The sequence below is a fragment of the Bradyrhizobium sp. SZCCHNR1093 genome (assembly GCF_032381175.1).
In the GTDB taxonomy this organism is placed as follows: domain Bacteria; phylum Pseudomonadota; class Alphaproteobacteria; order Rhizobiales; family Xanthobacteraceae; genus Bradyrhizobium.
On sequence record NZ_JAUHJJ010000017.1, the window covers coordinates 42,009 to 64,017 of the forward strand.

The 22,009-nt window shown below is 64.6% G+C and carries 26 protein-coding genes; 15 read left to right on the plus strand and 11 right to left on the minus strand.

The window, feature by feature from the left end; translation table 11 throughout:
- Nucleotides 1–28 precede the first annotated feature (28 nt).
- The gene (locus tag QX070_RS31200; RefSeq protein WP_315740980.1) at nucleotides 29–520 is read right to left on the minus strand and encodes a hypothetical protein; all 492 of its coding nucleotides are present in this window, start codon (nucleotides 518–520) and stop codon (nucleotides 29–31) included.
- Between the two features lie 271 nt (nucleotides 521–791).
- Between QX070_RS31200 and QX070_RS31205 the strand changes: the two genes are divergently transcribed.
- The 3 genes from QX070_RS31205 to QX070_RS31215 are packed head-to-tail and all read left to right on the plus strand — an operon-like array spanning nucleotide 792 to nucleotide 1,762.
- Nucleotides 792–1,025 carry a BolA family transcriptional regulator gene (locus tag QX070_RS31205; protein WP_315740981.1) on the plus strand — a complete coding sequence of 78 codons (234 nt, stop codon included), beginning with the start codon at nucleotides 792–794 and terminating at the stop codon, nucleotides 1,023–1,025.
- 48 nt (nucleotides 1,026–1,073) lie between these two features.
- On the plus strand, nucleotides 1,074–1,403 hold the full coding sequence (gene grxD / locus QX070_RS31210; RefSeq protein ID WP_315740982.1) for a Grx4 family monothiol glutaredoxin: 330 nt from the start codon (nucleotides 1,074–1,076) through the stop codon (nucleotides 1,401–1,403).
- Complete coding sequence (locus tag QX070_RS31215) at nucleotides 1,400–1,762, plus strand: (2Fe-2S) ferredoxin domain-containing protein (protein WP_315740983.1); 363 nt, start codon at nucleotides 1,400–1,402, stop codon at nucleotides 1,760–1,762. The genes grxD and QX070_RS31215 overlap by 4 nt, the downstream gene beginning before the upstream one ends.
- A gap of 19 nt (nucleotides 1,763–1,781) precedes the next feature.
- Here QX070_RS31215 and QX070_RS31220 read toward each other — a convergent pair whose 3' ends face one another.
- Both QX070_RS31220 and QX070_RS31225 read right to left on the minus strand, forming a co-directional pair.
- A complete protein-coding gene (locus tag QX070_RS31220) occupies nucleotides 1,782–2,201 on the minus strand; it encodes an ArsC/Spx/MgsR family protein (protein WP_315740984.1) in 420 nt (139 codons plus the stop codon).
- Between the two features lies 1 nt (nucleotide 2,202).
- Nucleotides 2,203–2,634, minus strand: a complete 432-nt coding sequence (locus tag QX070_RS31225; protein WP_315741025.1) for a response regulator transcription factor — start codon at nucleotides 2,632–2,634, stop codon at nucleotides 2,203–2,205.
- Nucleotides 2,635–3,051: 417 nt separating this feature from the next.
- On the opposite strand from QX070_RS31225, the gene nifH reads away from it, so the two are divergent.
- The 11 genes from nifH to QX070_RS31280 all read left to right on the plus strand — a co-directional run bounded on the left by nifH (nucleotide 3,052) and on the right by QX070_RS31280 (nucleotide 12,148).
- Nucleotides 3,052–3,939, plus strand: a complete 888-nt coding sequence (gene nifH, locus QX070_RS31230; protein WP_315740985.1) for a nitrogenase iron protein — start codon at nucleotides 3,052–3,054, stop codon at nucleotides 3,937–3,939.
- An 83-nt stretch (nucleotides 3,940–4,022) separates the two neighbouring features.
- The gene (locus QX070_RS31235; RefSeq protein ID WP_315740986.1) at nucleotides 4,023–4,757 is read left to right on the plus strand and encodes a nitrogen fixation protein NifQ; all 735 of its coding nucleotides are present in this window, start codon (nucleotides 4,023–4,025) and stop codon (nucleotides 4,755–4,757) included.
- A 17-nt stretch (nucleotides 4,758–4,774) separates the two neighbouring features.
- Nucleotides 4,775–5,269: a Fur family transcriptional regulator Irr gene (gene irr / locus QX070_RS31240; RefSeq protein ID WP_315740987.1), complete on the plus strand. Its 495-nt coding sequence runs from the start codon at nucleotides 4,775–4,777 to the stop codon at nucleotides 5,267–5,269.
- Nucleotides 5,270–5,584: 315 nt separating this feature from the next.
- Nucleotides 5,585–6,724 (plus strand): homocitrate synthase, encoded by a 1,140-nt coding sequence (gene nifV, locus QX070_RS31245; RefSeq protein WP_315740988.1) that lies wholly within the window; start codon nucleotides 5,585–5,587, stop codon nucleotides 6,722–6,724.
- Nucleotides 6,725–6,726: 2 nt separating this feature from the next.
- Complete coding sequence (gene cysE / locus QX070_RS31250) at nucleotides 6,727–7,518, plus strand: serine O-acetyltransferase (RefSeq protein ID WP_315740989.1); 792 nt, start codon at nucleotides 6,727–6,729, stop codon at nucleotides 7,516–7,518.
- Complete coding sequence (gene nifW / locus QX070_RS31255; RefSeq protein ID WP_315740990.1) at nucleotides 7,515–7,853, plus strand: nitrogenase stabilizing/protective protein NifW; 339 nt, start codon at nucleotides 7,515–7,517, stop codon at nucleotides 7,851–7,853. The genes cysE and nifW overlap by 4 nt, the downstream gene beginning before the upstream one ends.
- Before the next feature lie 262 nt (nucleotides 7,854–8,115).
- Entirely contained in the window at nucleotides 8,116–8,961 is an 846-nt protein-coding gene (locus QX070_RS31260; RefSeq protein ID WP_315740991.1) for an electron transfer flavoprotein subunit beta/FixA family protein, read from the plus strand.
- A gap of 36 nt (nucleotides 8,962–8,997) precedes the next feature.
- Nucleotides 8,998–10,104, plus strand: coding sequence for an electron transfer flavoprotein subunit alpha/FixB family protein (locus tag QX070_RS31265; protein WP_315740992.1), 1,107 nt, complete (start codon nucleotides 8,998–9,000; stop codon nucleotides 10,102–10,104).
- Nucleotides 10,105–10,126: 22 nt separating this feature from the next.
- On the plus strand, nucleotides 10,127–11,434 hold the full coding sequence (locus QX070_RS31270; protein WP_315740993.1) for an FAD-dependent monooxygenase: 1,308 nt from the start codon (nucleotides 10,127–10,129) through the stop codon (nucleotides 11,432–11,434).
- Between the two features lie 41 nt (nucleotides 11,435–11,475).
- Nucleotides 11,476–11,772: a ferredoxin family protein gene (locus tag QX070_RS31275; RefSeq protein WP_172112536.1), complete on the plus strand. Its 297-nt coding sequence runs from the start codon at nucleotides 11,476–11,478 to the stop codon at nucleotides 11,770–11,772.
- Nucleotides 11,773–11,941: 169 nt separating this feature from the next.
- Entirely contained in the window at nucleotides 11,942–12,148 is a 207-nt protein-coding gene (locus tag QX070_RS31280; protein ID WP_315741026.1) for a molybdopterin-binding protein, read from the plus strand.
- Nucleotides 12,149–12,175: 27 nt separating this feature from the next.
- On the opposite strand, the gene QX070_RS31285 is transcribed toward QX070_RS31280, so the two are convergent.
- Nucleotides 12,176–12,739, minus strand: a complete 564-nt coding sequence (locus tag QX070_RS31285) for a DUF2478 domain-containing protein (protein ID WP_315741027.1) — start codon at nucleotides 12,737–12,739, stop codon at nucleotides 12,176–12,178.
- 73 nt (nucleotides 12,740–12,812) lie between these two features.
- Between QX070_RS31285 and modD the strand changes: the two genes are divergently transcribed.
- Complete coding sequence (modD, locus tag QX070_RS31290; protein WP_315740994.1) at nucleotides 12,813–13,688, plus strand: ModD protein; 876 nt, start codon at nucleotides 12,813–12,815, stop codon at nucleotides 13,686–13,688.
- 13 nt (nucleotides 13,689–13,701) lie between these two features.
- Here modD and QX070_RS31295 read toward each other — a convergent pair whose 3' ends face one another.
- The 7 genes from QX070_RS31295 to QX070_RS31325 form a co-directional block, all read right to left on the minus strand.
- Entirely contained in the window at nucleotides 13,702–16,047 is a 2,346-nt protein-coding gene (locus tag QX070_RS31295; protein WP_315740995.1) for an ABC transporter substrate-binding protein, read from the minus strand.
- 103 nt (nucleotides 16,048–16,150) lie between these two features.
- On the minus strand, nucleotides 16,151–17,068 hold the full coding sequence (locus QX070_RS31300) for a sel1 repeat family protein (protein WP_315740996.1): 918 nt from the start codon (nucleotides 17,066–17,068) through the stop codon (nucleotides 16,151–16,153).
- A gap of 503 nt (nucleotides 17,069–17,571) precedes the next feature.
- Nucleotides 17,572–18,117 (minus strand): carboxymuconolactone decarboxylase family protein, encoded by a 546-nt coding sequence (locus QX070_RS31305; protein ID WP_315740997.1) that lies wholly within the window; start codon nucleotides 18,115–18,117, stop codon nucleotides 17,572–17,574.
- Nucleotides 18,118–18,119: 2 nt separating this feature from the next.
- On the minus strand, nucleotides 18,120–18,674 hold the full coding sequence (locus QX070_RS31310) for a peroxiredoxin (RefSeq protein ID WP_315713058.1): 555 nt from the start codon (nucleotides 18,672–18,674) through the stop codon (nucleotides 18,120–18,122).
- Nucleotides 18,675–19,319: 645 nt separating this feature from the next.
- Nucleotides 19,320–20,030, minus strand: coding sequence for a DUF1045 domain-containing protein (locus QX070_RS31315; RefSeq protein ID WP_315740998.1), 711 nt, complete (start codon nucleotides 20,028–20,030; stop codon nucleotides 19,320–19,322).
- A gap of 6 nt (nucleotides 20,031–20,036) precedes the next feature.
- A complete protein-coding gene (locus tag QX070_RS31320) occupies nucleotides 20,037–21,221 on the minus strand; it encodes an alpha-D-ribose 1-methylphosphonate 5-triphosphate diphosphatase (RefSeq protein WP_315740999.1) in 1,185 nt (394 codons plus the stop codon).
- Nucleotides 21,218–21,880 (minus strand): chloramphenicol acetyltransferase, encoded by a 663-nt coding sequence (locus QX070_RS31325; protein ID WP_315741000.1) that lies wholly within the window; start codon nucleotides 21,878–21,880, stop codon nucleotides 21,218–21,220. Before QX070_RS31325 ends, QX070_RS31320 begins: the two co-directional genes overlap by 4 nt.
- Nucleotides 21,881–22,009: the final 129 nt, after the last annotated feature.

The following is a 22,009-nucleotide window of genomic DNA, read 5'->3' on the forward strand; positions in this document are numbered from 1 at the left end:
GTTCGCTTTGCTCATGCTTGGCGTTGCCTCAATCCGAACCGAGCCCCTCAGCCAGCGCGGCGACGACCGGCCATCCGACGGCGCCGGCGGGATCCAGTCGCCGCAGCGCCGCGAGCATTTCGGCAGCACCCTCGGAATCAGTCTTGCGCAGATGAATGAAGGCGAGTGCCTTCAGCGTGTAGAGCGCGAAGCGGCCGGCGCCATCCGGCAGCGGATCATGCGGCGTCCAGTGCCGCCAATCACGTGGCCAGCCGGCTTGGCGCGCCGCTTCCGCAAGGCCCAGCTCGGCGACCGCCTCTGCCTCGTCGAGATGGCCTTGATAGGTGTGAATCTTATACAGACAGAAGTAGGTCGGCAGCTGCTGCGGAGCGGTCGCCAGCGCCTGGCGAAACAGCCGGTCCGCCTGCGCGTGGTCGCGGCGGTACGCCGCCACGCCCTGTTGCAGCAGCGCATCGATCTCCTGCGGCAGATCGCCGAAGTTGATCGTGTCGGGTTCGCTGACGAGTTCGAGCATCTGCATTGACCTCGATCAAATCACTGCAAGACGCGGACCGTTTTCGAGCGGGTGCGGCGGCGCCAGAGTCGGTACAAGGCGGGTGGAAGAACGGGCCGATGTTGGATTTTGAACGCGGCCTCTTCGCTGCCCCGTGGCTGATGTAGCAAAGACGACGCAACGCGGGCGGTTTGGCCTGGACAAGTCGTCAGATGCCGACGAGCCGGCGATTGCCGCCCGCAAATGACTGGTTCGGAGCTTGCATGAGGCCTTCATCAATCCAGCGGGAGTGGCAGCGATGGCGATGGCAGCAACGGATATCGAGCGTCTGATCAAGGAGGCGTTCCCGGATGCCGTCGTCCTGATCGAGGATCTGGCAGGCGATGGCGACCATTATTCGGCGCGCGTCACCTCACAGGCTTTCGTTGGAAAGAGCCGGGTGCAACAGCATCAGATGGTCTATTCGGCTCTCAAGGGCCAGATGGGCGGCGTGCTGCATGCGCTGGCGCTCGAGACGTCATTGCCGAAGTGATCGTTGCGATCCGGCTGATCGGTCGCATTCAGGGAAAGGATCCAGTCTATGTCGACATCCGAACGCATTCAGAAGCTGATCGACAGCCATGATGTCGTGCTGTTCATGAAGGGCGTGCCGGCCGCGCCGCAATGCGGCTTCTCCGCCGCGGTGGCGCAGATCCTGGCCAAGCTGGACGTGGCTTACGAGAGCGTCAACGTGCTCGCCGATCCCTTCATTCGCGAGGGCATCAAGGAGTTCTCCAACTGGCCGACCATTCCGCAGCTCTATGTGAAGGGCGAATTCGTCGGCGGCTGCGACATCGTGCGCGAGATGTTCCAGGCCGGTGAGCTCGCGACGCTGCTCGCCGACAAGGGTATCAAGGCGCCTGCGTCATGAGCGATGCTGATGTTGCCGAGGCGGATGATTCATTCGAGATTCCGCAGCTCTACAAATACCACGCCTTCGTCTGCCTGACGCAGCGTCCGCCCGGACATCCGCGCGGCAGCTGCGGCGCGCTCGGCGTACAGCCGCTGTGGGATCGGCTGACCAAGACCATCGAGGCGCAGCGGCTGACGGACGTCGGTGTCACCGCGGCCGGCTGCTTCGGCTTCTGCAGCGCGGGACCGATGATGGTGGTCTATCCAGACGGCGTCTGGTATCGGCCGACCGGGCCCGAGGATATCGACGAGATCGTCGAATCCCACTTCAAGCAGGGCAAGCGCGTCGATCGCCTGGTCATGGTGTTGAAGCGCTGAGCTTGCAGAACGGAGCCGCTCAACGCGGCTCCGGACAAGGTGTCGACCCCTCCGGACGCGTGCAGCCCTGGACATCGTCCAGATCGTCGCCCTGCCGGAGCAGCGAGATCACGGGTTCACGATCGAAGCCGGCGCAGCACCGGCCGCCGGCTTCGATCAATGGCCGACGGATCAGCAGCGGATCCTCGAGCATCAGGTCGATCGCTGCGACGGCTTCGATTGTCTCTGGCTCGATCGCTCCCGATTTCACGCGCGGCGAGGCTGGATTGAACCAGCTCCAGACGGGCGTCCCGGCGAAATACGCCCGCAGCCGCTCGCCGGTCCAGGGCTCGGTCAAGAGATTCCTGGCGACGACATCGTGGCCGGCGCGCGCCAGCATCAGCTTCTGCCGGGCGTTGGTGCCGCAGCCCGGCTTCTCATAGAAGACGACGGTCGTCACGTCAGGCGCCGCCGAGCTGGACCAGCTGCGCGCCGCCGGCGCGGCCGAGAATGGTGTCGACCTTCTTGCGCACCGACTCGATCGTAAGCGGCTTGACCACGGCGCCATGCGCGCCGGCCTTGAGACCTTCGATCGCGATCGCCTCGTCGGCCTTGGCGGTCACGATCAGAATCCGCACGCCTTTGAACTTCGCCAGGATTTCGCGGACGAGCTCGGGGCCGCGTTGCTTCAAGAAGGAAACCCCGAGCAGCACTACGTTCGGTGCCAGCCAATCGACGCCCTTCTCATACGCCTCCTCTGGCGTCGCCAATTCATGTGTCTCGATTTCATCGTGCAACATGAACTGCAGGGCCGCGCGCGTGATCTCGTCGTCATCGATCACGAACACGCGCCGCTGGTCCACCGCCTTGGCCGTTTCCACTCCGATCTGCATTGCATCCTCCTCAACGTTGTCAGCGTCTGTGCCGCAGGGCTGCGGAGGGGATCTAGCAAATCTCGTTCCGGGTCCTGCACGGCTGAAACGGCGCAGCCGTTGTGTCGTTTCAGACAGGGCTGCGTGTCGTCGCATCTTGCGAAGCATTCCGATGTCGGGTTTGCAACAAGCCGCAATCGCGTCCGGATTGCTCGGCATCTCCTTTGAAACATGATCGTTTTGGCGCTGTGCGCGTGCTGGCACAGCGGTTGCAAAACTGCGCTCAGGCAATGGTTGAGGGCTGAGTGCACGCCGACGCTTCGGACGAGCGATGCTCTCCTTCCCAACAACCCGTCTGCCGGTTCGGACACAAAGAGGACGCGGTCACGCTCTGCTGCAAGCGGGCGCGACATAGGCAATCGGTTGATGGAGAGCAGAATGTCATCACTGCGACAAATCGCATTCTACGGCAAAGGCGGCATCGGCAAGTCGACGACGTCGCAAAATACCCTGGCCGCGCTGGCCGAGATGGGTCACCGGATCCTGATCGTCGGCTGCGATCCCAAGGCGGATTCGACCCGCCTGATCCTGCACGCCAAGGCGCAGGACACCATCCTGAGTCTGGCCGCTGCCGCGGGCAGCGTCGAGGACCTCGAGATCGAAGAGGTCATGAAGGTCGGCTATCGCGACATTCGCTGCGTCGAGTCCGGCGGTCCGGAGCCGGGCGTCGGCTGCGCCGGCCGCGGCGTCATCACCTCGATCAACTTCCTGGAAGAGAACGGCGCCTATGAGGACATCGACTACGTGTCCTACGACGTGCTCGGCGACGTGGTCTGCGGCGGCTTCGCGATGCCGATCCGCGAGAACAAGGCGCAGGAAATCTACATCGTGATGTCCGGCGAGATGATGGCGATGTATGCCGCCAACAACATCTCCAAGGGCATTCTGAAGTATGCCAACTCCGGCGGCGTGCGCCTGGGCGGCCTGGTCTGCAACGAGCGCCAGACCGACAAGGAGCTGGAGCTGGCGGAGGCGCTGGCGAAGAAGCTCGGCACCCAGCTGATCTACTTCGTGCCGCGCGACAACATCGTGCAGCACGCTGAGCTGCGCCGCATGACCGTTCTGGAATATGCGCCGGATTCGGTTCAGGCCGGCCACTATCGCTCGCTGGCGCAGAAGATCCACGCCAACGGCGGCAAGGGTATCATCCCGACCCCGATCACGATGGACGAGCTCGAAGACATGCTGATGGAGCACGGCATCATGAAGGCGGTCGACGAGAGCCAAATCGGAAAGACTGCCGCCGATCTCGCCGCAACGGCTTAAGCAGTCTTGGTACCGGCCTTCCTCCCGTCGGAAGGCCGGTACCTCATTGCATGTCCCGCCGGCAGGCGGCAGGGGATCACGCTATGACCATCGCAATCGTGGGCGTCTCGGAGTCCGTTGCCGCTGGCCTGCAACCGTCGCCGCGCAACGGCTCCTTCGAAGAGGACAGGCGGCACCACGGCCGCCAGATCTACCGCCTGCTGACCGGCGTCGATCCCGACGATGCGCTGATCGACAGCGACATCGGTTTCGACCGTCACGTCATCGCATCGATCCTCGCCGTTTCCGCGATGGAGCACGGCGCGCTGGCGGAGCGAGCCGGGCTTTCGACCGTCGAGCTGATCGCACTGCTGGCGCAGCTGTTTCCTGCAGCCTCGATCGACTCCTCATGGCTGCCGATCACCGGGGCCGTGGCCGCGCCGGACGACGACGAAATCGCGATGGTGCGCGATCTGCTCGCCGCGCAGCGCTCCACGGACGGCGAGGTCGGCCGCTGGCTCGCAGCCATGGTGGCGCGTCGCGCGATGGAGCCCAACCATCTCTGGGAAGACCTGGGCCTGCGCGAGCGCTCCGAGCTGTCGCGGCTCCTGACGCGTCATTTCGCGCCGCTCGCAAGCCGCAACACCAGGAACATGCGCTGGAAGCGCTTCTTCTACCGCATGCTGTGCGAGGACGACGGCTTCGTCATGTGCACGACGCCGGTCTGCACCCAGTGCAACGATTTCGCGCTCTGTTTCGGCGAGGAGAGCGGCGAGAGCCGGATGGCCGAGCGGCGACGCGAGGTGGCGCTGCAGGAGGCGGCGGGCGCCGCGATGTGAGTTCGAGGACCGTGACGATGTTGATGGACAGCCAGCTTCGATCCCCGTGCAACTCCGACGGCGGACCTTGTCCCCAGGCAGGGACCTGCGAAGCTGGCGAGATCCTGATGCGTCGATGCGAGGATGCGCTGCGTCGGGCCGGGTTGCGTCCCACCCAGCAGCGTCAGCAACTGAGCCGGATTCTGTTCGGCAGCGGTGACCGCCACATCACCGCCGATGCGCTCTATGGCGCCGCCGTCGCCACCGGCATGAAGATCTCGCAGGCCACCATCTACAACACGCTCAATCAGTTCGTGGAGCTCGGGCTACTGCGGCAGATCGGCGTGGACGGCTCGAAATCGTTCTTCGACACTAATACGACCGTGCATCCGCACTTCTTCTATGAGGACGAAGGCGAGCTCGTCGATGTGCCCGAGCATGTCGCGTTCGAGCAGCTGCCGGAGCCGCTGCCGGGCTATCGCATGGAGCGGATTGACATCGTCATCCATCTGCGCCGCAGACGCCACGCCTGACGGCAGCGCAGGTCGCCGCGGCTTGGCGCTGGGCGACCGAGTCACTTCACCTCGACGTCTGATTCCCGACCCTGTTACGAATCCGACAATCCGTGTTAGTGAAAAAGCATAGTAAATTCAATTGATTGGCATCTGGTCCGGCGGTGGCATGGCCGTTGCTGAGTGAATTGCTGGCCGTGATGGAGCGTCGTGCTTCTGGCGGCCGCACACAGGTTGCGACGGAGCGAGTGAATGCAAGACGTCTCCGGACAGCGCGGGCCCAGGAATGCCCGAGAGGCCGGCTCTGCCCGCGGGGGCACGGTCTCGGGGAGCCCGATGCCCCGGGTCATCCTGAACGATACCACGCTCCGCGACGGCGAGCAGGCGCCGGGCGTCGCCTTCGCCCTCGGAGAGAAGGTCGCGATCGCCCGTGCGCTTGCCCGTGCCGGCGTTCCCGAGATCGAGGCTGGCACCCCGGCGATGGGGGCCGACGAGATCGCTGCGATCAGGGCGATCGTCGAGGCCGGTCTGCCGGCGACCATCATCGGCTGGTGCCGGATGCGCGAGGCGGATGTCGATGCGGCGATCGCGGCGGGCGTCTCGATGGTGAATGTCTCCGTCCCGACATCCGATGTGCAGATCGCTGCCAAGCTCGGCGGCAGCCGCAGCGCCGCGTTGGAGCTGGTCAAGCGCGTGGTCGGCTATGCGCGGAGCCGCGGACTGGCCGTTGCCGTCGGCGGTGAGGATTCGTCGCGCGCCGATGTCGGCTTTCTCGCCGAGGTGATCGCGACCGCGAAGTCGCTCGGCGCCCGGCGCTTCCGCGTCGCCGATACCCTGAGCGTGCTCGATCCCGACGCGACGTCAGCGCTGGTCGGCGCCTTGCGAGCGACCACGGACCTGGAGATCGAGTTTCACGGCCATGATGATCTCGGTCTTGCCACCGCCAACACGCTGGCGGCGGTCAAGGCGGGCGCGACCCATGCATCGGTCACCGTGATCGGCCTCGGCGAGCGCGCCGGAAATGCTCCGCTGGAGGAGGTCGCGGTCGCGCTGCGGCAGCTCTACCGGCGCGAGACCGGCATCGTGCTGGCCGAACTCGATCACGTCGCCAATGTCGTGGCGGCCGCCGCGGCGCGCGCCATTCCACTCAACAAGGCCATTGTCGGCGAGCACGTCTTCACCCATGAATCCGGCATTCACGTCGACGGGCTGCTGAAGGATCAGCGCACCTATCAGGCCCTCGATCCGGGACTGTTCGGCCGCTCCAACCGGATCGTGATCGGGAAGCATTCCGGGCTGTCGGCGATCACCTCGCTGCTGTCGGATCTACGCCTGCCGGCGAGCGTCGACCAGGCCCAGCGCATCCTGGCGCGCGTGCGCAGGCATGCCGTCACTCACAAGGGGCCAGTGCCGAAAGAGGCCGTTGCGGCCATCTGGCGCGAAGTCTGCGATCACCCGCTGGCGAGCTTTGCCTGATCATGAGCGACATCGTCGACACACCCATTGCAAAGCCGATCGTCGCCGAGCTGAGCCGGCCCTCGCTGCTCCGCCTGATCCGCGAGGACATTGCGTGCGTCCGCTCGCGCGATCCGGCGGCGCGCAGCGAAATCGAGACGCTGCTGACCTATCCCGGCATTCACGCGCTGATCTGGCACCGCCTGGCGCATCGGCTGTGGATTCGCGGCTGGCGTTTTCCGGCACGCTTGTTGTCGTGGCTCGGACGTTTCCTGTCGAATGTCGATATCCACCCGGGCGCGGAGATCGGGCGCCGCTTCTTCATCGACCACGGCGCCTGCGTCGTGATCGGCGAGACGGCAGAGGTCGGCGACGACGTCACGCTCTATCATGGCGTCACCCTGGGTGGCACGTCGTGGTCGCCGGGCAAGCGGCATCCGACGCTGGAAAGCGGCGTCGTCGTCGGCGCCGGCGCCAAGATCCTCGGACCGATCACGATCGGACCGCGCACCCGCGTCGGTGCCAACTCCGTCGTCATTCAGAGCACGCCGCCCGATGTCACCGTGGTCGGCATCCCCGCCAAGGTGGTGCGGCCGGAGTTCACCCATCGTCGAACCGTCGGACGCATCGACCTGGATCATCATTTGATGCCTGATCCGGTCGGTGAGGCACTTTCCGTGATGCTGGACCGGATCGAATTCCTCGAAGCGCAGCTCGCTCACATCAGGCAAAAGATGCGCCAGGGACCGCCGCTTCCGGCGCCGACCTCTTTCTGCGAGGTTGATCCGATTTTGAGCCAAGGAGCAAAGCAATGACTGCGGCATCGCCGAACGTTCTGGACGAACTGAAGAAGACCTCTGCCGCCGAGGAGTTCTTCAAGCTGCTCGGTGTCGACTACGATCCCAAGGTGCTCAACGTCTGCCGGCTGCATATCCTCCGGCGAATGGGGCAGTATCTCGTCAGCGAGGACTTCTCCGACGTTTCCAACGAGGATGTCGCAGCCCGCTGCAAGTCGTTCCTGGAGCAGGCCTATCAGGACTTCCTCGTCTCCACGCCGCTCGATCAGCGGGTGTTCAAGGTGCTCAAGGAGGCGGTGGCGCCGCCGAAACCGGCTCCAAAGCCGTTCGTGTCACTGACGACGCTCAAGTAACGGACGAACTGAGGATCACTCCTACGAGCGCCGCCAGCACGACTGGCGGCGCTTCTGCTTTCAGGCGAGCCGTGCGCTTTCAAGTTCCTGTCGCATTCCCGACGCGTGTTGCTTGCGACGTGTCGGGCCTTGGCGGCGAGTTCTCAGCAACAGAGATCAGGTTCATGCGCCAAGGTGTTGAATCCGTGCCGATAATCATTGCGGCCGAAACTGGTACGACAATTGCTGTCCTGATCGCAGACCTACACACCGGAGTGATCGCATGCATATCGTCGTCTGCATCAAGCAGGTTCCGGACTCCGCGCAGATCCGCGTTCATCCGGTGACCAACACTATCATGCGCCAGGGTGTGCCGACCATCATCAACCCCTACGACCTGTTCGCGCTCGAGGCGGCGCTGCAACTGCGCGACAAGTTCGGCGGTGAAGTGACCGTGCTGACCATGGGACCGCCGTCCGCCGAGGACTCGCTGCGCAGAGCGCTGACCTACGGGGCCGACCGCGCCGTGCTGCTGACCGATCGCTTCTTCGCCGGCGCCGATACGCTGGCGACCACCTATGCGCTGGCGACAGCCATTCGCAAGGTCAGCGAGACCTTTGGCGCGCCCGACATCGTGTTCACCGGCAAGCAGACGATCGACGGCGACACCGCGCAGGTCGGCCCGGGCATCGCCAAGCGGCTGGGCCTGCTGCAACTCACCTATGTGGCGAAGATCAGCGAGGTCGATCCGGTGGCGCGCACGATCGAAGCCGAGCGTCGCTCCGAGGGTGGTGTTCAGGTGCTGAAGACCAAGCTGCCGTGCCTGGTGACGATGCTGGAGGCGACCAACGAGATCCGCCGCGGCGCCATGGCCGATGCGCTCCGTGCAGCGCGCGCGCAGATCGTCACCTGGAGCGCCAAGGACGCCGGCGTCGAGGACATCTCGAAGTGCGGCCTGAAGGGCTCGCCGACCATCGTGAAGCGGGTCTTCGCGCCGTCGGCCCGGGCGGAGAAGGCAACCATGGTTGACTTCTCGAGTCGCGCGCCGGCCGACGCCCTGATCGAGGAATTGTTCAAGCGGCAGCCGAAGCTCGAAGCCGAACTGACGACGTCAGCGCACGGCTTCTGATCCATACGGCTTTTGACGGACCAAGGGACGACGATCATGAGCGAACCCACCAAAGCACCGCCCGCCGCAGCCGGTCGCGCCGCGACCAAGAAGGAGCTGCCGGAGCATTTCAAGGCCTACAAGCACGTCTGGGTATTCATCGAGCAGGAGCGCGGGCAGGTTCACCCGGTGTCCTGGGAACTGATGGGCGCCGGACGCAAGCTTGCCGACAAGCTGAAGGTCGATCTCGCGGCCGTCGTGATCGGGCCTCCCGGAGAAGCCGTGCAGCACGCTGCCGCGGAGTCGTTCTGCTATGGCGCCGATCTCGCCTACATCGTCGCGGACGGCGTTCTCACCGACTATCGCAACGAAGCCTACACCAAGGCGCTGACCGACGTCGTCAACACCTTCAAGCCTGAGATCCTGCTGCTCGGCGCCACCACGCTCGGCCGCGACCTCGCGGGCTCCGTCGCGACGACGCTGCTCACCGGTCTGACCGCCGACTGCACCGAGCTCGACGTCGATGCCGACGGCTCCCTGGCCGCGACGCGGCCAACCTTCGGCGGCTCGCTGCTCTGCACGATCTACACGCTGAACTATCGGCCACAGATGGCGACCGTCCGCCCGCGCGTGATGCCGATGCCGGACCGCGTCGAGAAGCCCGCGAGCCGCATCATCGAGCACAAGCTCGGTCTCGTGGAAGAGGATATCGTCACCAAGGTGCTGTCCTTCATTCCGGATCGCGATTCGGCCAAGTCCAATCTTGCCTATGCCGACATCGTCGTGGCCGGCGGGCTCGGGCTTGGCTCGCCGGAGAACTTCCAGCTCGTCAAGGGGCTCGCTTCGGTGCTCGGCGCCGAATTCGGCTGCTCGCGGCCGCTGGTGCAGAAGGGTTGGGTGACCTCCGATCGGCAGATAGGCCAGACCGGCAAGACCATCCGGCCCAAGCTCTACATCGCCGCAGGCATCTCCGGCGCGATCCAGCATCGGGTCGGTGTCGAGGGCGCCGACCTGATCGTTGCCATCAACACCGACAAGAACGCGCCGATCTTCGACTTCGCGCATGTCGGCATCGTCACCGATGCGATCCGGCTGCTGCCGGCGCTCACCGAGGCATTCCGCGCACGTCTGTCGCCGCATTCGCGCGACCGCATCGCGAGCTAGGCACCAGAGAGGGAGCAGGGCAATGATCGAGGAACGGTTCGACGCGATCGTCGTGGGGGCCGGTATGGCCGGCAATGCTGCTGCGCTGACCATGGCCAAGCGCGGCATGAAGGTGCTGCAACTCGAGCGCGGCGAGTATTCCGGCTCGAAGAACGTGCAGGGCGCGATCCTCTACGCCGACATGCTGGAGAAGCTGATTCCGGACTTCCGCGAGGAAGCACCGCTGGAGCGGCATCTGGTCGAGCAGCGCTTCTGGATGCTCGACGACAAGTCGCATGTCGGCCTGCACTACAAGTCGGACGACTTCAATGAGGAGAAGCCGAACCGTTACACGATCATCCGTGCCCAGTTCGACAAATGGTTCTCGTCCAAGGTCAAGGAAGCCGGCGCCACCGTGCTGTGCGAGACGACCGTGACCGAGCTGGCGCAGGATGCCTATGGCAAGGTGATCGGCGTCAAGACCGACCGGCGCGATGGCGAGATCCATGCCGACGTGGTCGTGCTCGCGGAAGGGGTCAACGGCCTGCTCGGGACTCGCGCCGGCCTGCGTGAGCGGCCGAAGCCGGAGAACGTCGCGCTGGCTGTGAAGGAGATGCACTTCCTGCCGCGCGAGACGATCGAGGCGCGCTTCAACCTGAAGGGCGACGAAGGCGCCGTCATCGAGGCCGTCGGCACGATTTCCCGCGGCATGACCGGCATGGGCTTCATCTATTCCAACAAGGAGTGCATTTCGCTCGGCATCGGCTGCCTCGTCTCCGACTTCCAGAAGACCGGCGAGACGCCATACGGCCTGCTCGAGCGGTTCAAGCAGCATCCGTCGGTGGCGCCGCTGATCGAGGGGTCTGAGGTCAAGGAGTACTCGGCGCACCTGATTCCCGAGGGCGGCTATAATGCGATCCCGCAGCTCTGCGGCGATGGCTGGGTCGTGGTCGGCGATGCCGCCCAGCTCAACAATGCTGTTCACCGCGAGGGCTCCAATCTCGCGATGACTTCCGGACGCATCGCGGCTGAGGCGATCTTCCAGGTCAAGTCGCGCCGCGATCCGATGACCAAGGAGAACCTCTCACTTTACAAGAAGATGCTGGAGGACTCCTTCGTCATCAAGGATCTGAAGAAATACAAGGACATGCCGGCGCTGCTGCACAACCAGTCGCAGAACTTCTTCCTGACCTATCCGCAGCTCGTCTCCAAGGCGATGCAGAACTTCGTGCGCGTCGACGGGACACCGAAGAAGGAGAAGGAGAGCAGCACCGTGCGCTCCTTCGTGAATGCAAGGTCATGGACCGGCCTGTTCGGCGACGCCTTCAGGTTTGCTCGGGCGTGGCGATGATTGGTGAATGAACGAAACAGCTTAGGCGAGGGAGATCAGACATGAGCACGGACGTCGCAGTCAGGGTCGAAGACAAGCTGTTCTACAATCGCTATCAGGTCGATCCCGGCCGGGCCCATATCAAGGTCCGTCCGCATACGACGCCGACGCCGCAGTTAAAGGCGCTTCTCAAGGCCTGCCCGGCACGTTGCTACGAGCTCAACGACAAGGGCCAGGTCGAGATCACGGTGGACGGCTGCATCGAATGCGGCACCTGCCGGGTCATCGGCGAGGCCAGCGGCGATATCGAGTGGAGCTATCCGCGCGGTGGCTACGGGGTGCTGTTCAAGTTCGGCTGATGTCCGGCCGCCTGAGAGCGCCCCCGGGGCGGCGTGCTGTCGCAAATGCGACAAACGTGCCGCCGGTCGTCAATGCTATATCGTGACTGATATAGGTCATTGAGTTCGGTCGGGCTTTCTGTTTACATCTCGTTGCAGCAACGACGCTGCAATGGATGAGGAACAGCACGTGAAGCTGAGTGCACGAAACGTCTTGCCGGGAAAAATCATCTCTGTTGAGAAGGGCGCGACCACGGCCCACGTCAAGGTGGAGCTCGCCCCTGGACTCACGGTCTTCTCGGCGATCACCAACGAGGCGGTGGAGGAGCTCGCGCTTGCCGTCGGCGACAGCGTCTCCGCCGTCATCAAGTCGTCGGATGTGATGATCGGAAAATAGGAACGTGGTGCCGAATCGCTGCGCCGATCAGCCGGTCGACGCGTGGCGCGCGCGCAGGTCGAGCCACCAGGTTTCCATCGCGGAACGTGACGGCTGCAGCAGCGTGCCGAAGTCGCCCGCAAAGGTCCGCCAGTCGTCGATGCATTTCTGCGGCACGGCCGTTAGCACCGGAATCCCCGACGTGATTGCGTCGGCCAGCTCGCCACGCAACCCGCTTCCCGAGGCCTCCTGCTTGGAGAACTTGTTGATTACGATGAGGTCGGCGTGGGCCGCGATGGCGCGGTGAACGGCCATGCCGGCTTCGGCAAGGCCTGCAGTGTCGAGCTTGCAGGCGGTCGATCCGGTGCCGAGGTCCTGACAGATCGAGATCGTGTCGCCATTGGCGAGATCGATCACGTCCATTCCGCTTTTCTTGCCGACTTCGTCTCTCGTATTGCGCTGAACGATGCCGCCGACGCGGACGCCCCGTTGCAGCAGCTCCTGGGCAAAGGCGTCCAGCAAGGCATCGGCATCGTCGCCCGGTCCGTAGAGAATGGCGGCGAGACGGGGCTGATTGGGCTCAGCGGAAGTAGGAAGATCGTGCGGGATCATACGGGGCCTGGCGATCGGGGGCGGGCGGCGACCAGGGTTTATATAGAGAATGCAGCCTGTGGAGAAAGAGCAGATGTCGCGCGCGCCGACCACCGCTACGCACCATGATCTGGAAGCGCTGCTCCGCGACGATGTCCCCTATGGCGACCTGACGACGGAGACGCTAGGGATCGGCGCCGAGCCGGGCCTGATGCACTTCGCTGCGCGCGACCGCATGGTATTGGCCCTGGCCGAGGATGCGGCGGCCTTGATCGAGCTCACGGGCTGCCATGTCGAACTGTTTGCCGGCAGCGGAACGGTGCTGGAGGAGGGGGCCCCGATCCTCCGTGCAGAGGGCGCGGCGGCTGGCCTGTTGCGGAGCTGGAAGGTGGCGCAGACGCTCATCGAGATCTGGTCCGGCGTCGCCACCGGGGCGGCTGCGATCGTCGGCGTGGCGCGCGCGATCAAGCCTGGCATTGCGGTCGCCTGCACGCGCAAGAGCGTCCCCGGAGCCAAGCCGTTCGCCGTTGCCGCGGTGAAGGCGGGTGGCGCGGTGATGCATCGGCTCGGCCTGTCGGAGACGGTGCTGGTGTTTCCGGAACACCGGGCGTTTCTCGGCGATGCGCCGCTTGCCGATGTCGCCGAGCGGTTGCGGCGGAGTGCGCCGGAGAAGCGGCTCGTGATCGAGGTCACCACGGTCGAGCAGGCCGTCGCCGCCGCCGTGGCCGGCTTCGACGTCATCCAGGCCGAGAAATTTTCGCCTGCCGACATCGCTGCGCTGACGGAGCGAATCGCCATCAGCGCGGCGCTGCCGCGGCGGCCGATCATTGCGGCCGCGGGTGGCGTGAATGCGCAGAACGCCGCTGCCTATGCTGCGGCGGGGGCAGACGTGCTGGTCACCTCGGCGCCCTATCTCGCGCGTCCCTGCGACGTGCAGGTGCGGATCAGCCCTGCCTCGGCCACGGCTTGACCGCGCGACCCGCCTACTGTGGGTGCCGCGGAGTGGCGCGCTTCTGGCGGTTGGCTCGCCATTCCATGAATTCACGGAACAGCCGGGGATCGGCCGAAACGCCGCTCGCCTGCAGATCGTTGGCCTGTGCATTCGCCCCCAGCATCTGGGCGGGCGGTGTATTGCGATCGAGCCAGTCCTGTGCCGTCTTGAATCTTGTCCAGCCCGCGATCGGAGCCAGCGGCGCCACCTCCTGCCATTTCGGGTGGTATGGCGGCCGTTGCAGCGCCTGCATGTTGCTGAAGAAGGCCTCGACGAGCAGAGACAGCCGGCGGTGACGGTCGCTGCCGGCCGGCCAGTTGAACGACGCCAGCACGGCCTCGGCCGCGATCGTGTTCACCGACGCCGAGGCGCCGACGAGGTTCGGATAGTCCTCGGCGGACAATTGCGCCGGCAGATAGTCGTCGTGCAGAGCCTTGTCGTAGTCGACGGGCACGAGATGCAGATTGGGATCGCTGACCTGGCTCAGCCATTGCACCGGCTTGCCCTCGACCGTGATGATCGCGTCGATGTCGCCCTTGCGCAGCATGTCCAGCGCCAGCCGCGGCTCGATATAGAGCAGATGCGGCCTGATCCCGAGGCGCTCGAACACGTTGATCGAGGTGACGAAGGTGCCGCCGTCGGGCAGGTCGACGGCGATGGTCTTGCCGTCGAGCTCGTTCAGGCTGGCGATCGATCTCGGCGCCAGCACGTGCATCTCCTCGTTGAACAGCTTGGCGACATAGACCAGTTGTTCGCGGATATTGTTGGCGAAGTCCTTGCGCTCGAGAAAGGCCAGGGTGTCCTTGCGGATGATGCCGGCGTCGACGCCGCGCAGCAGCAGGATGTCGGCGACCGATTGCACCGAGCCGCGGCCGATCACGGGAAGGATGCGCAGCTCCGTTCCCTTGTCGAGCGCGGATGCGAGGTCCGCGCCCATGTTGGCGTAGGTGCTGCCGAATGAGCCGGTCATCAGCGTGACGGTATTGGCATTCAGCTGGTTGGCCAGATCGCGCTTCGCCGTGCCGTAACGGAAGATGGTCTTGAAGGAATCGCTGACGCTGCCGGGATCGATACCGCTCCGGACCGGACCGAAGCGCTGCCACTTGCCGCCGGTGAACTGCATCATCTGCATCTGCTCCAGCGGCGCGTGATCATGGGTGCTGGTGTTGACGGTGATGCCGGGCGTCAGCATCGGCAATTTGAGGCTCTTCAGGGATGCCGCCTGCTTCATGATATTGTCGCGCGACAGGTCGTCGCCGCAACTCCGCAGCACTGCGACCATCGCGTTTGCCGCGAGGTAGCCGAAGGTCGCAAGACCATTGCTTCTCGGTACGTCGGGCAAATAGCGGTCCATGAAGGCGGACCATTCGCGGTAGGATGGATCGCCCGCAGCCGCGGCCTCCTCGCCCTCGTAGTAATAGCCCGCGGACAAGATGCCTTCGGCATTCTGCAGGCCGGCCGGCTGCATCACGGCGGAGACCGATTCCGAGACCGTCGAGATGATGTGGTCCGGACGCCAGCCGAGCTCGGCCGCGCGGCGGATCGCCATCACGGCGAACTTGGGCGTGGTCACGTCGAAGAAGATGTCGGCGCCGGATGCCTTCAACGTGGCGATCTGCTGATTGACGTTGGCGTCCGTCACCTTGTAGGTCGCTTCTGCGACGATCGGAAGCTTGCCACCCAGGCCGTCCTTCAACCCCTTGACGTAATCCTTGCCGAAATCATCGTCCTGATAGAGAAGCGCGATCTTGCCGCGGCTGTGGGTCTCCAGCAGGTACTGGGCATAGACGTGCGCCTCGGCCTGGTAGCTCGGCTGAAAGCCCATGGTCCACGGAAAGTCGTGGGGCTGGTCCCATTGCGAGGAGCCGGATGCCACGAACAATTGCGGAACTTTGTTGGCGTTGAGATAAGGGCGGACCGCCAGGTTGGGAGCCGTGCCCAGGCTGGCGAACATCAGGAGGACATTGTCCTCCTCGACGAGCTTGCGGGTCATCTCGACCGTCTTCTGCGGCGCATAGCCGTCGTCGTAGGAAATGAAGTTGACGCGCCGGCCGTTAATGCCGCCTTCGGCATTGATCTTGTTGAAGTAGGCCGCGATCGTCTTGCCGATGACGCCATAGGCGAGAGCCGGGCCGCTGTAGGGCATAGTGTTGCCGATGCGAATCTCGTTGTCCGCGGCGACCGCTTGATGTCCGGTCAGCGCCAGCGGAGCGGACAGAGCCAGCGCGAGGCATGCGGCTGCTCGAGGGGGGCTGTTCTTTGCATCCCGTGGTCTGCGACGTCGGCTCCATCTGGCGGCCAAGCAGGCGCGAACTGCAGCATGGATGCCGTTCATCATCAGTCCTCCCATCGATATTTGGTTCTCGGGCGCAGCAGATCGCGGCCGACCGTCTCGCAGGGAGCGGTCGGGGGCGCGTCTCGAGCGCTCCGAGATTTATGCGTTAGCGCGCAGCCGAGATGCGTCGGCTGGCTTCCGGCGATCCTTGCTCCGCAGCCCTGAGATACCAGGCGCGCGCCTTGGCTGCGTCGGGAACGGCACCGAGCAACCGCGATTTCGTCAGTTCGGCCGGGTCATAGGTGCGCGCGAGCAGGAGGGAGGCGTCCGCAATCCCGGCGTCGGAAAGCCGCGTCAGGATCAGGCGCGCGCTGGCGACGTCGCCCGCGGCGAGCAGGTCGCGTCCGCGCTTCATCAGGGCATCGACCTCGTCTCGCGGCAACGGAACGGTCGGGCGAGGCGAGGCCATCGGGAGCGCAGGGGAGGGGGGCGAGACCGTCGGTGCTGCCGCGGCCGGCGCAGGCGACGTGGGCGCCGAGGGCCATGGCCGCATCGTCAGTTCTGTACTGCTGGGAGCCGCGAGCGCGGCGACCGTCTGCGGCGGGTCTTCCTGGGCGACCTTGGCTTCCGCGGGATCGATCTGGGCCAGGCTTTCCAGCACGGCGGTCGGCATGATCGGGCTCTTGCCGCCCGGCGTCGGCCCGCCGTTCTCGAAGGAGACCATGTTGACCACCATCAGGGCGATGGAGGCCGCGATGCCGACGGCGGCGCCGATCTTGATGATGCTGCCCAGCCGCAACGATTTGTCCGGATCCTCCGGCGGCAGGGGCATCACCACGGGATCGAGCTTCGCGCTCCAGGCGCGGTGCACCTCCTCATCGTCGAGGTCAAGGGCCGCTGGCCGCGCCGGCAGGAAGCTTGGCCGGGACACCAGATGATGCGGCAGGGGGACGCCGTCGGCGGGCGGATCGAATGCCGTCGGGCCGGCCTCCGTCTGGCGGCGGCGCGGCGCATATCTGCGGAGCTCTTCGTTCGCCCAGGGCGGCGCTGGTTTCGCCGGATCGTTCTGATCTGGAGCACTCATCACTAGCCTCCTGTCTCCGACGAACGTGTCGTGGGAGATAGCTTCAGGACGTCGGGCGCGCGCGGTCCAACCGAAGCGCGCATGATGCGACATCGGGGACATTGCATCAACGCTTCCGTCGAGACCGACAGGTCCGGTTTCCTTCCGACATGCACGCCATCGTTTTCGCGCGCCCTGGTCACAATCGATGTTGCTTGGTCCCTAAGCTGATCAATGTTCTTGTCGGGAAGGGTGAGTAGGTAAGGCTATTTGATGGAAATTTCCCGGCGCGCCGCATCGGTGATTGCTCGCGATGCGCGAGACCGAGGCCGAGTTCTGCGCTTTGCGGAAAGATCGGCTGGAGTATCAGGATGCCGCAGTCATCTCGACTTTGCCGCGAGGTCAGGGGCTTAGCGGACCGAGGAGTTGCAGGCGCGCCGCGAAACTCTGCAACTCAGGCGAGAAAGGGCGAAAAACAAATGCGGCCGGACAATGCCGGCCGCATTCACATATCCGATCGATTTTTATTCCGCCGCCAACGCGACGGACACACAAGCGGCTTCGATCGCAACGGCAACCGACTGGATGATGGCGGCAAAGCGTACGGCGGTCTGGATCGTGGCCGCGGGCACGCCCGCGTCCTGCAGGACCTTCTCGTGCGAATCGATGCAGGTGCCGCAGCCGTTGATGGCGGACACCGCGAGCGACCACAGCTCGAAATCGGCCTTGTCGATGCCGGGGTTGGCGATGACGTTCATCCGCAGCCGGGCCGGCATCGTCGCGTACTCCTTGTTCGAGGCAAGGTGCACGAAGCGGTAGTAGACGTTGTTCATGGCCATGATCGCGGCGGCCGATTTCGCCGCCGCCAGAGCGGCGGGCGACAGCTGCGCGGCCGCAACCGATTCCAACGCCGCCACGACGCTCGGATTGCGAGTCGCAATCGCGCACGCGACGAACAGGCCATATTTGGCCTGCGGCGACAGCGTCTCGTCGGAGGCCATTGACGACAGGTTGAGCCTGATGTCCTTGGCGAAGTCCGGGATCTGGTCCTTCAGTTGCTCGATCGACATGATCAGGCGACCTTCAGGGTCTCGCCGCCGACTTCGCGGTTGCACGGGCAGAGCTCGTCGGTCTGCAGCGCGTCGAGCACGCGCAGCGTGTCCTTCGGAGCGCGGCCGACATTCAGGTTGGTCGCATAGACGTGCTGGATCGTGTTGTCGGGATCGACGATGAAGGTGTAGCGGTAGGCGACGCCGTCGGGCGAGCGGACGCCGAGGCCGTCGACCAATGCGCCCTTGGTGTCGGCGAATTGCCAGATCGGCAGCTTGTGCAGATCCTTGTGGTCGCGCCGCCAAGCCAGCTTGCAGAACTCGTTGTCGGTCGAGCCGCCGAGCACGACGGCGTCACGATCCGCGAAATCCTTCGCAAGGCGCGCGAACTCGGCGATCTCGGTCGGGCAGACGAAGGTGAAGTCCTTCGGATAGAAGAAGATGATCTTCCATTTTCCGGGGAAGCTGGTCTCGGTCAGGGTCTCGAAGGCGCTCTCGCCCTTCTCTTCCTGAAGATGAAAGCCGGGTTTCACGCCGACGATTTCAAACGATGGCAGCTTGCTTCCGATTCCGAGCATTGGGGCACTCCAAGAAAATTATTGCGCTGCAATAGCGAGGCTCATTGTGCATTGCAAGCGATATGCCATTCGTTTTTAGTAGCAGTGGATTGTCGAAAACCCGACACTTGGCGGCAACATGCTGCAAGTGCGAGGTCGTGGCGATGGGGAGCTTGTGGATGGAGCTGGCTTAGAGCGTCGGCTTCGTGACATTGCGATCGGACATCGAGCGACGACAGCTGGAGCGCGCGCGTCGTCGCCACGGCAAAAGGAGGTTGATGTCCCGCTGAGTCGGAGTGCCATGCGACCTCGTGTTGACGGTCTCGACGGCGGCCGACGTGCAATTTCTTTGTGCGGCCGAAGTGGCAAAATTGACATTATCGCCTTAGTAGCGATGCACGTTTGACCACGGCGACTCCTGAAGCGGCAGCAAGGCGACAAGCCGTCGGCAGATCACGGCGCGGCACGATGCAAGGTGTGGCACAGCGCACAGTGTTGTCAGCTTTTCAGCAGATCGCGTCTGTTATTTCGCCTTGCTGCGCGATGATCTGACCATAGTCTCCTCGCAGATTTTCATCACCATGAGCGAAACTGTCTCGGCATCAAATTCAAGCGCGAGCCTGTCGATCGATCGACAATGATTTCTCGCGACCTCAGCCGCGCTCGCTAGCTGCCTTGGATGGCCATGAGCGGCCAGTCTCCGATGATGCGGAAACGCTGGTGGGCATTGGGCTGGCGGAACAACACAATCCTGTCGATCCGGAGCTCTGTCAGTGACAGTACCGCGAATCTCTCCTGCAGCATCGTCAGGATCGGCCGGCGCCGTTCGTCGGACAGCCGGCAGGTCAGCGTCATGTGGAAGCGGAAATCCTCCATGACATAGGGATAACCCCAACGATCGAGATGATCGCGCTGCCGTGGTGTCAGCAGATCCGGCTTGCGCCGAGCACGGTCGTCGGCGGTCATCGGTGCGCGAAACGGCTCGAAGGCCTGGACACAATCGGCCGCGAACTGCTGCAGGATGGGGGACAGCTCGCCAGGGATCATCGCGATGAATCCGCTGATCGCGTCCACGATCGGACGGATGGCCGGGACGGCTCGCGGCGTGGCCGCGAACTCAGCACAAGCGGCGCAGAGCGCGGCTTCGCTCTCCGCATCCGCCAGCTCGAACGGAGCCTTCAAGGTCGCGTGAAAGCCGTATTTGCGCGGGTCTGCGGTCAGCTCAGCCCAGTCTGGAACCGCGCGGACGATCTCGCTCGGAAAGCTGCGGTCATCGCCGCTCCACGCGTCGTAACCGAGCAGGCTCGCGCCGAATTCCGCCAGGTCGGCTGTCGCTGGTGGAGCATAGTAGATCGCATAGCGCGGAAAATTGGCCATGGTTCGCTACTCCGCCGCCATGGCACGCGCCGGCCGGGCGTTCAGCCGGTCCATCTCGGTGAGATAGACCAGCCGGCCGGACGCGATCACAGCGACGACGCGGGGGCGCAAAGGCATGCGGTCGTCGACCAGAATGATATCGGCGCGGCGGCCCTCGGCGAGCACGCCGCGGTCCGCCAGCCCGGCTGCGCGTGCAGGGCCGCCCGAGATCAGATCCCAGGCGCGCACCAGCGGAAGAACGCCGTCGGCAGCAAGCCGGTACGCTGCCAGCAGCGGCGCGGGATAGTAGTAGTCGGAGGCCAGCACCGAGCAGAGGCCCTTGGCGATCATGTCGCTGGCCTTCGTCCACCCGGTATGGCTGCCGCCACGGACGACGTTGGGCGCGCCGAATACGATCGCGTCGCCCCCTTGAGCGGCCTCGCGTGCAGTCTCCTCGTTGACCGGAAATTCTGCAATGGTCACTCCCTGGCTGCGAAACGCCTTGCGCATGGCCGGGCTGTCGTCGTCGTGCGACAGCATGCGGACACCAGCCTTGCGTGCGATCTCGGCCAGCCGCGCGATCGAGGCCGGAACGGCATCGGCGCGAGCGGCGATGCGCGCGACCAACCGGTCGAACTCAGCGCCGGGCAGGCCGGTGCGGTCGACCATGCGCTGGCGCTTGTGCGGCTTGTCCAGACTCGCCACCGTCGAATCCATGTGATCGTTGAAGGCGAACAGGTCAACGCGCCGGTCGGCGAGCCACCGGCCGATCTCCTCCTCATCGTCGAGATTGAAGGTCTCGTGGCGCAGATGGAAGCGCGTGTCGGCCGCGAGCCGCGGGCGCAGCGCTTCGATCGATTCGAGCAGGCGCCGCGCATTGTCGGCGCTGCGCAGGCCCGGCTCCCATGACCAGGTCGTCGCGTGAAAGACCGTGGTGATGCCATTGCTGATGGCCTGGCGGTCGCTGTCGATCAGCGCGACGTCGGTCGGGAAGTCGACCCCGGCGCGCGGCATCATCTGGCGCTCGAACGCATCGCCGTGGATGTCGACGATGCCGGGGAGCACGGTGAGTCCCTCCGCATCGAGTTCGAGACCCGACCGGCGTCCCGGTGTCCCGATGCCTGCGATCACGCCGCCGGATATGATCAAGGAAGTGTCTACGAGGTCGGTATCGACGAGGCAGCGGCCCCGCGAGATGGAGATATCGGTCATGGGGCGGCACTCTGCCGCACCGCGACGCGCGCGTCGAGGGCAGCTTCGTATTTGTCGAGAAACGCAGTGATCGCGAGCTTGCGGAAATCCGGCAGCGCCGCGCGCAGCGCCTCGTGATTCCAATCCCACCACGCCAGATCCAGCAGCCGCTGCTCGACCTCGCGCGGAAACCGGCGCTTGATCGGCCGCGCCGGATTGCCGGCGACGATGGTATAGGCCGGAACGTCCTTGGTCACGATGGCTCCGGCCGCCACGACCGCGCCGGTGCCGATGTTGCGGCCCGGCAGCACGATCGCGCCATGGCCGATCCAGACATCGTGTCCGATCTGGACATGATGCTCTCTCCGCCAGGCGAAGAACTCCACATCGTCGGGCTCTCCTGGAAAATAGGCGCTGGCGCGATAGGTGAAATGGGCCTGCGTCGCCCGCTGCATCGGGTGGTTGCCCGGATTGATCCGGGTCATCGCCGCGATCGAACAGAACTTCCCGATCGTCGTGTAGGTGATCTGGGAATCGTTGACCACATAGGAGTAGTCGCCCATCGTCACCTCCTGCAGGATGGTGCGGGCGCCGACCTCACAATAGGCGCCAAGCGTCACGTCCTGGAGCTTGGCCGAAGGGTCAACGGTTGGTTCAATTGAAAGCGACTTGCCGGCCATCTCACGTCCTGACTCTACTCTCTACATCTGTGAAGGTGTCGGATCTCCCCTATGACAGGCGCGTGACATCTGCATGACTGCGACCGGCGTGTGGACGAGTGCGGCGCTGCGGTGTCGCTGTCACATAAC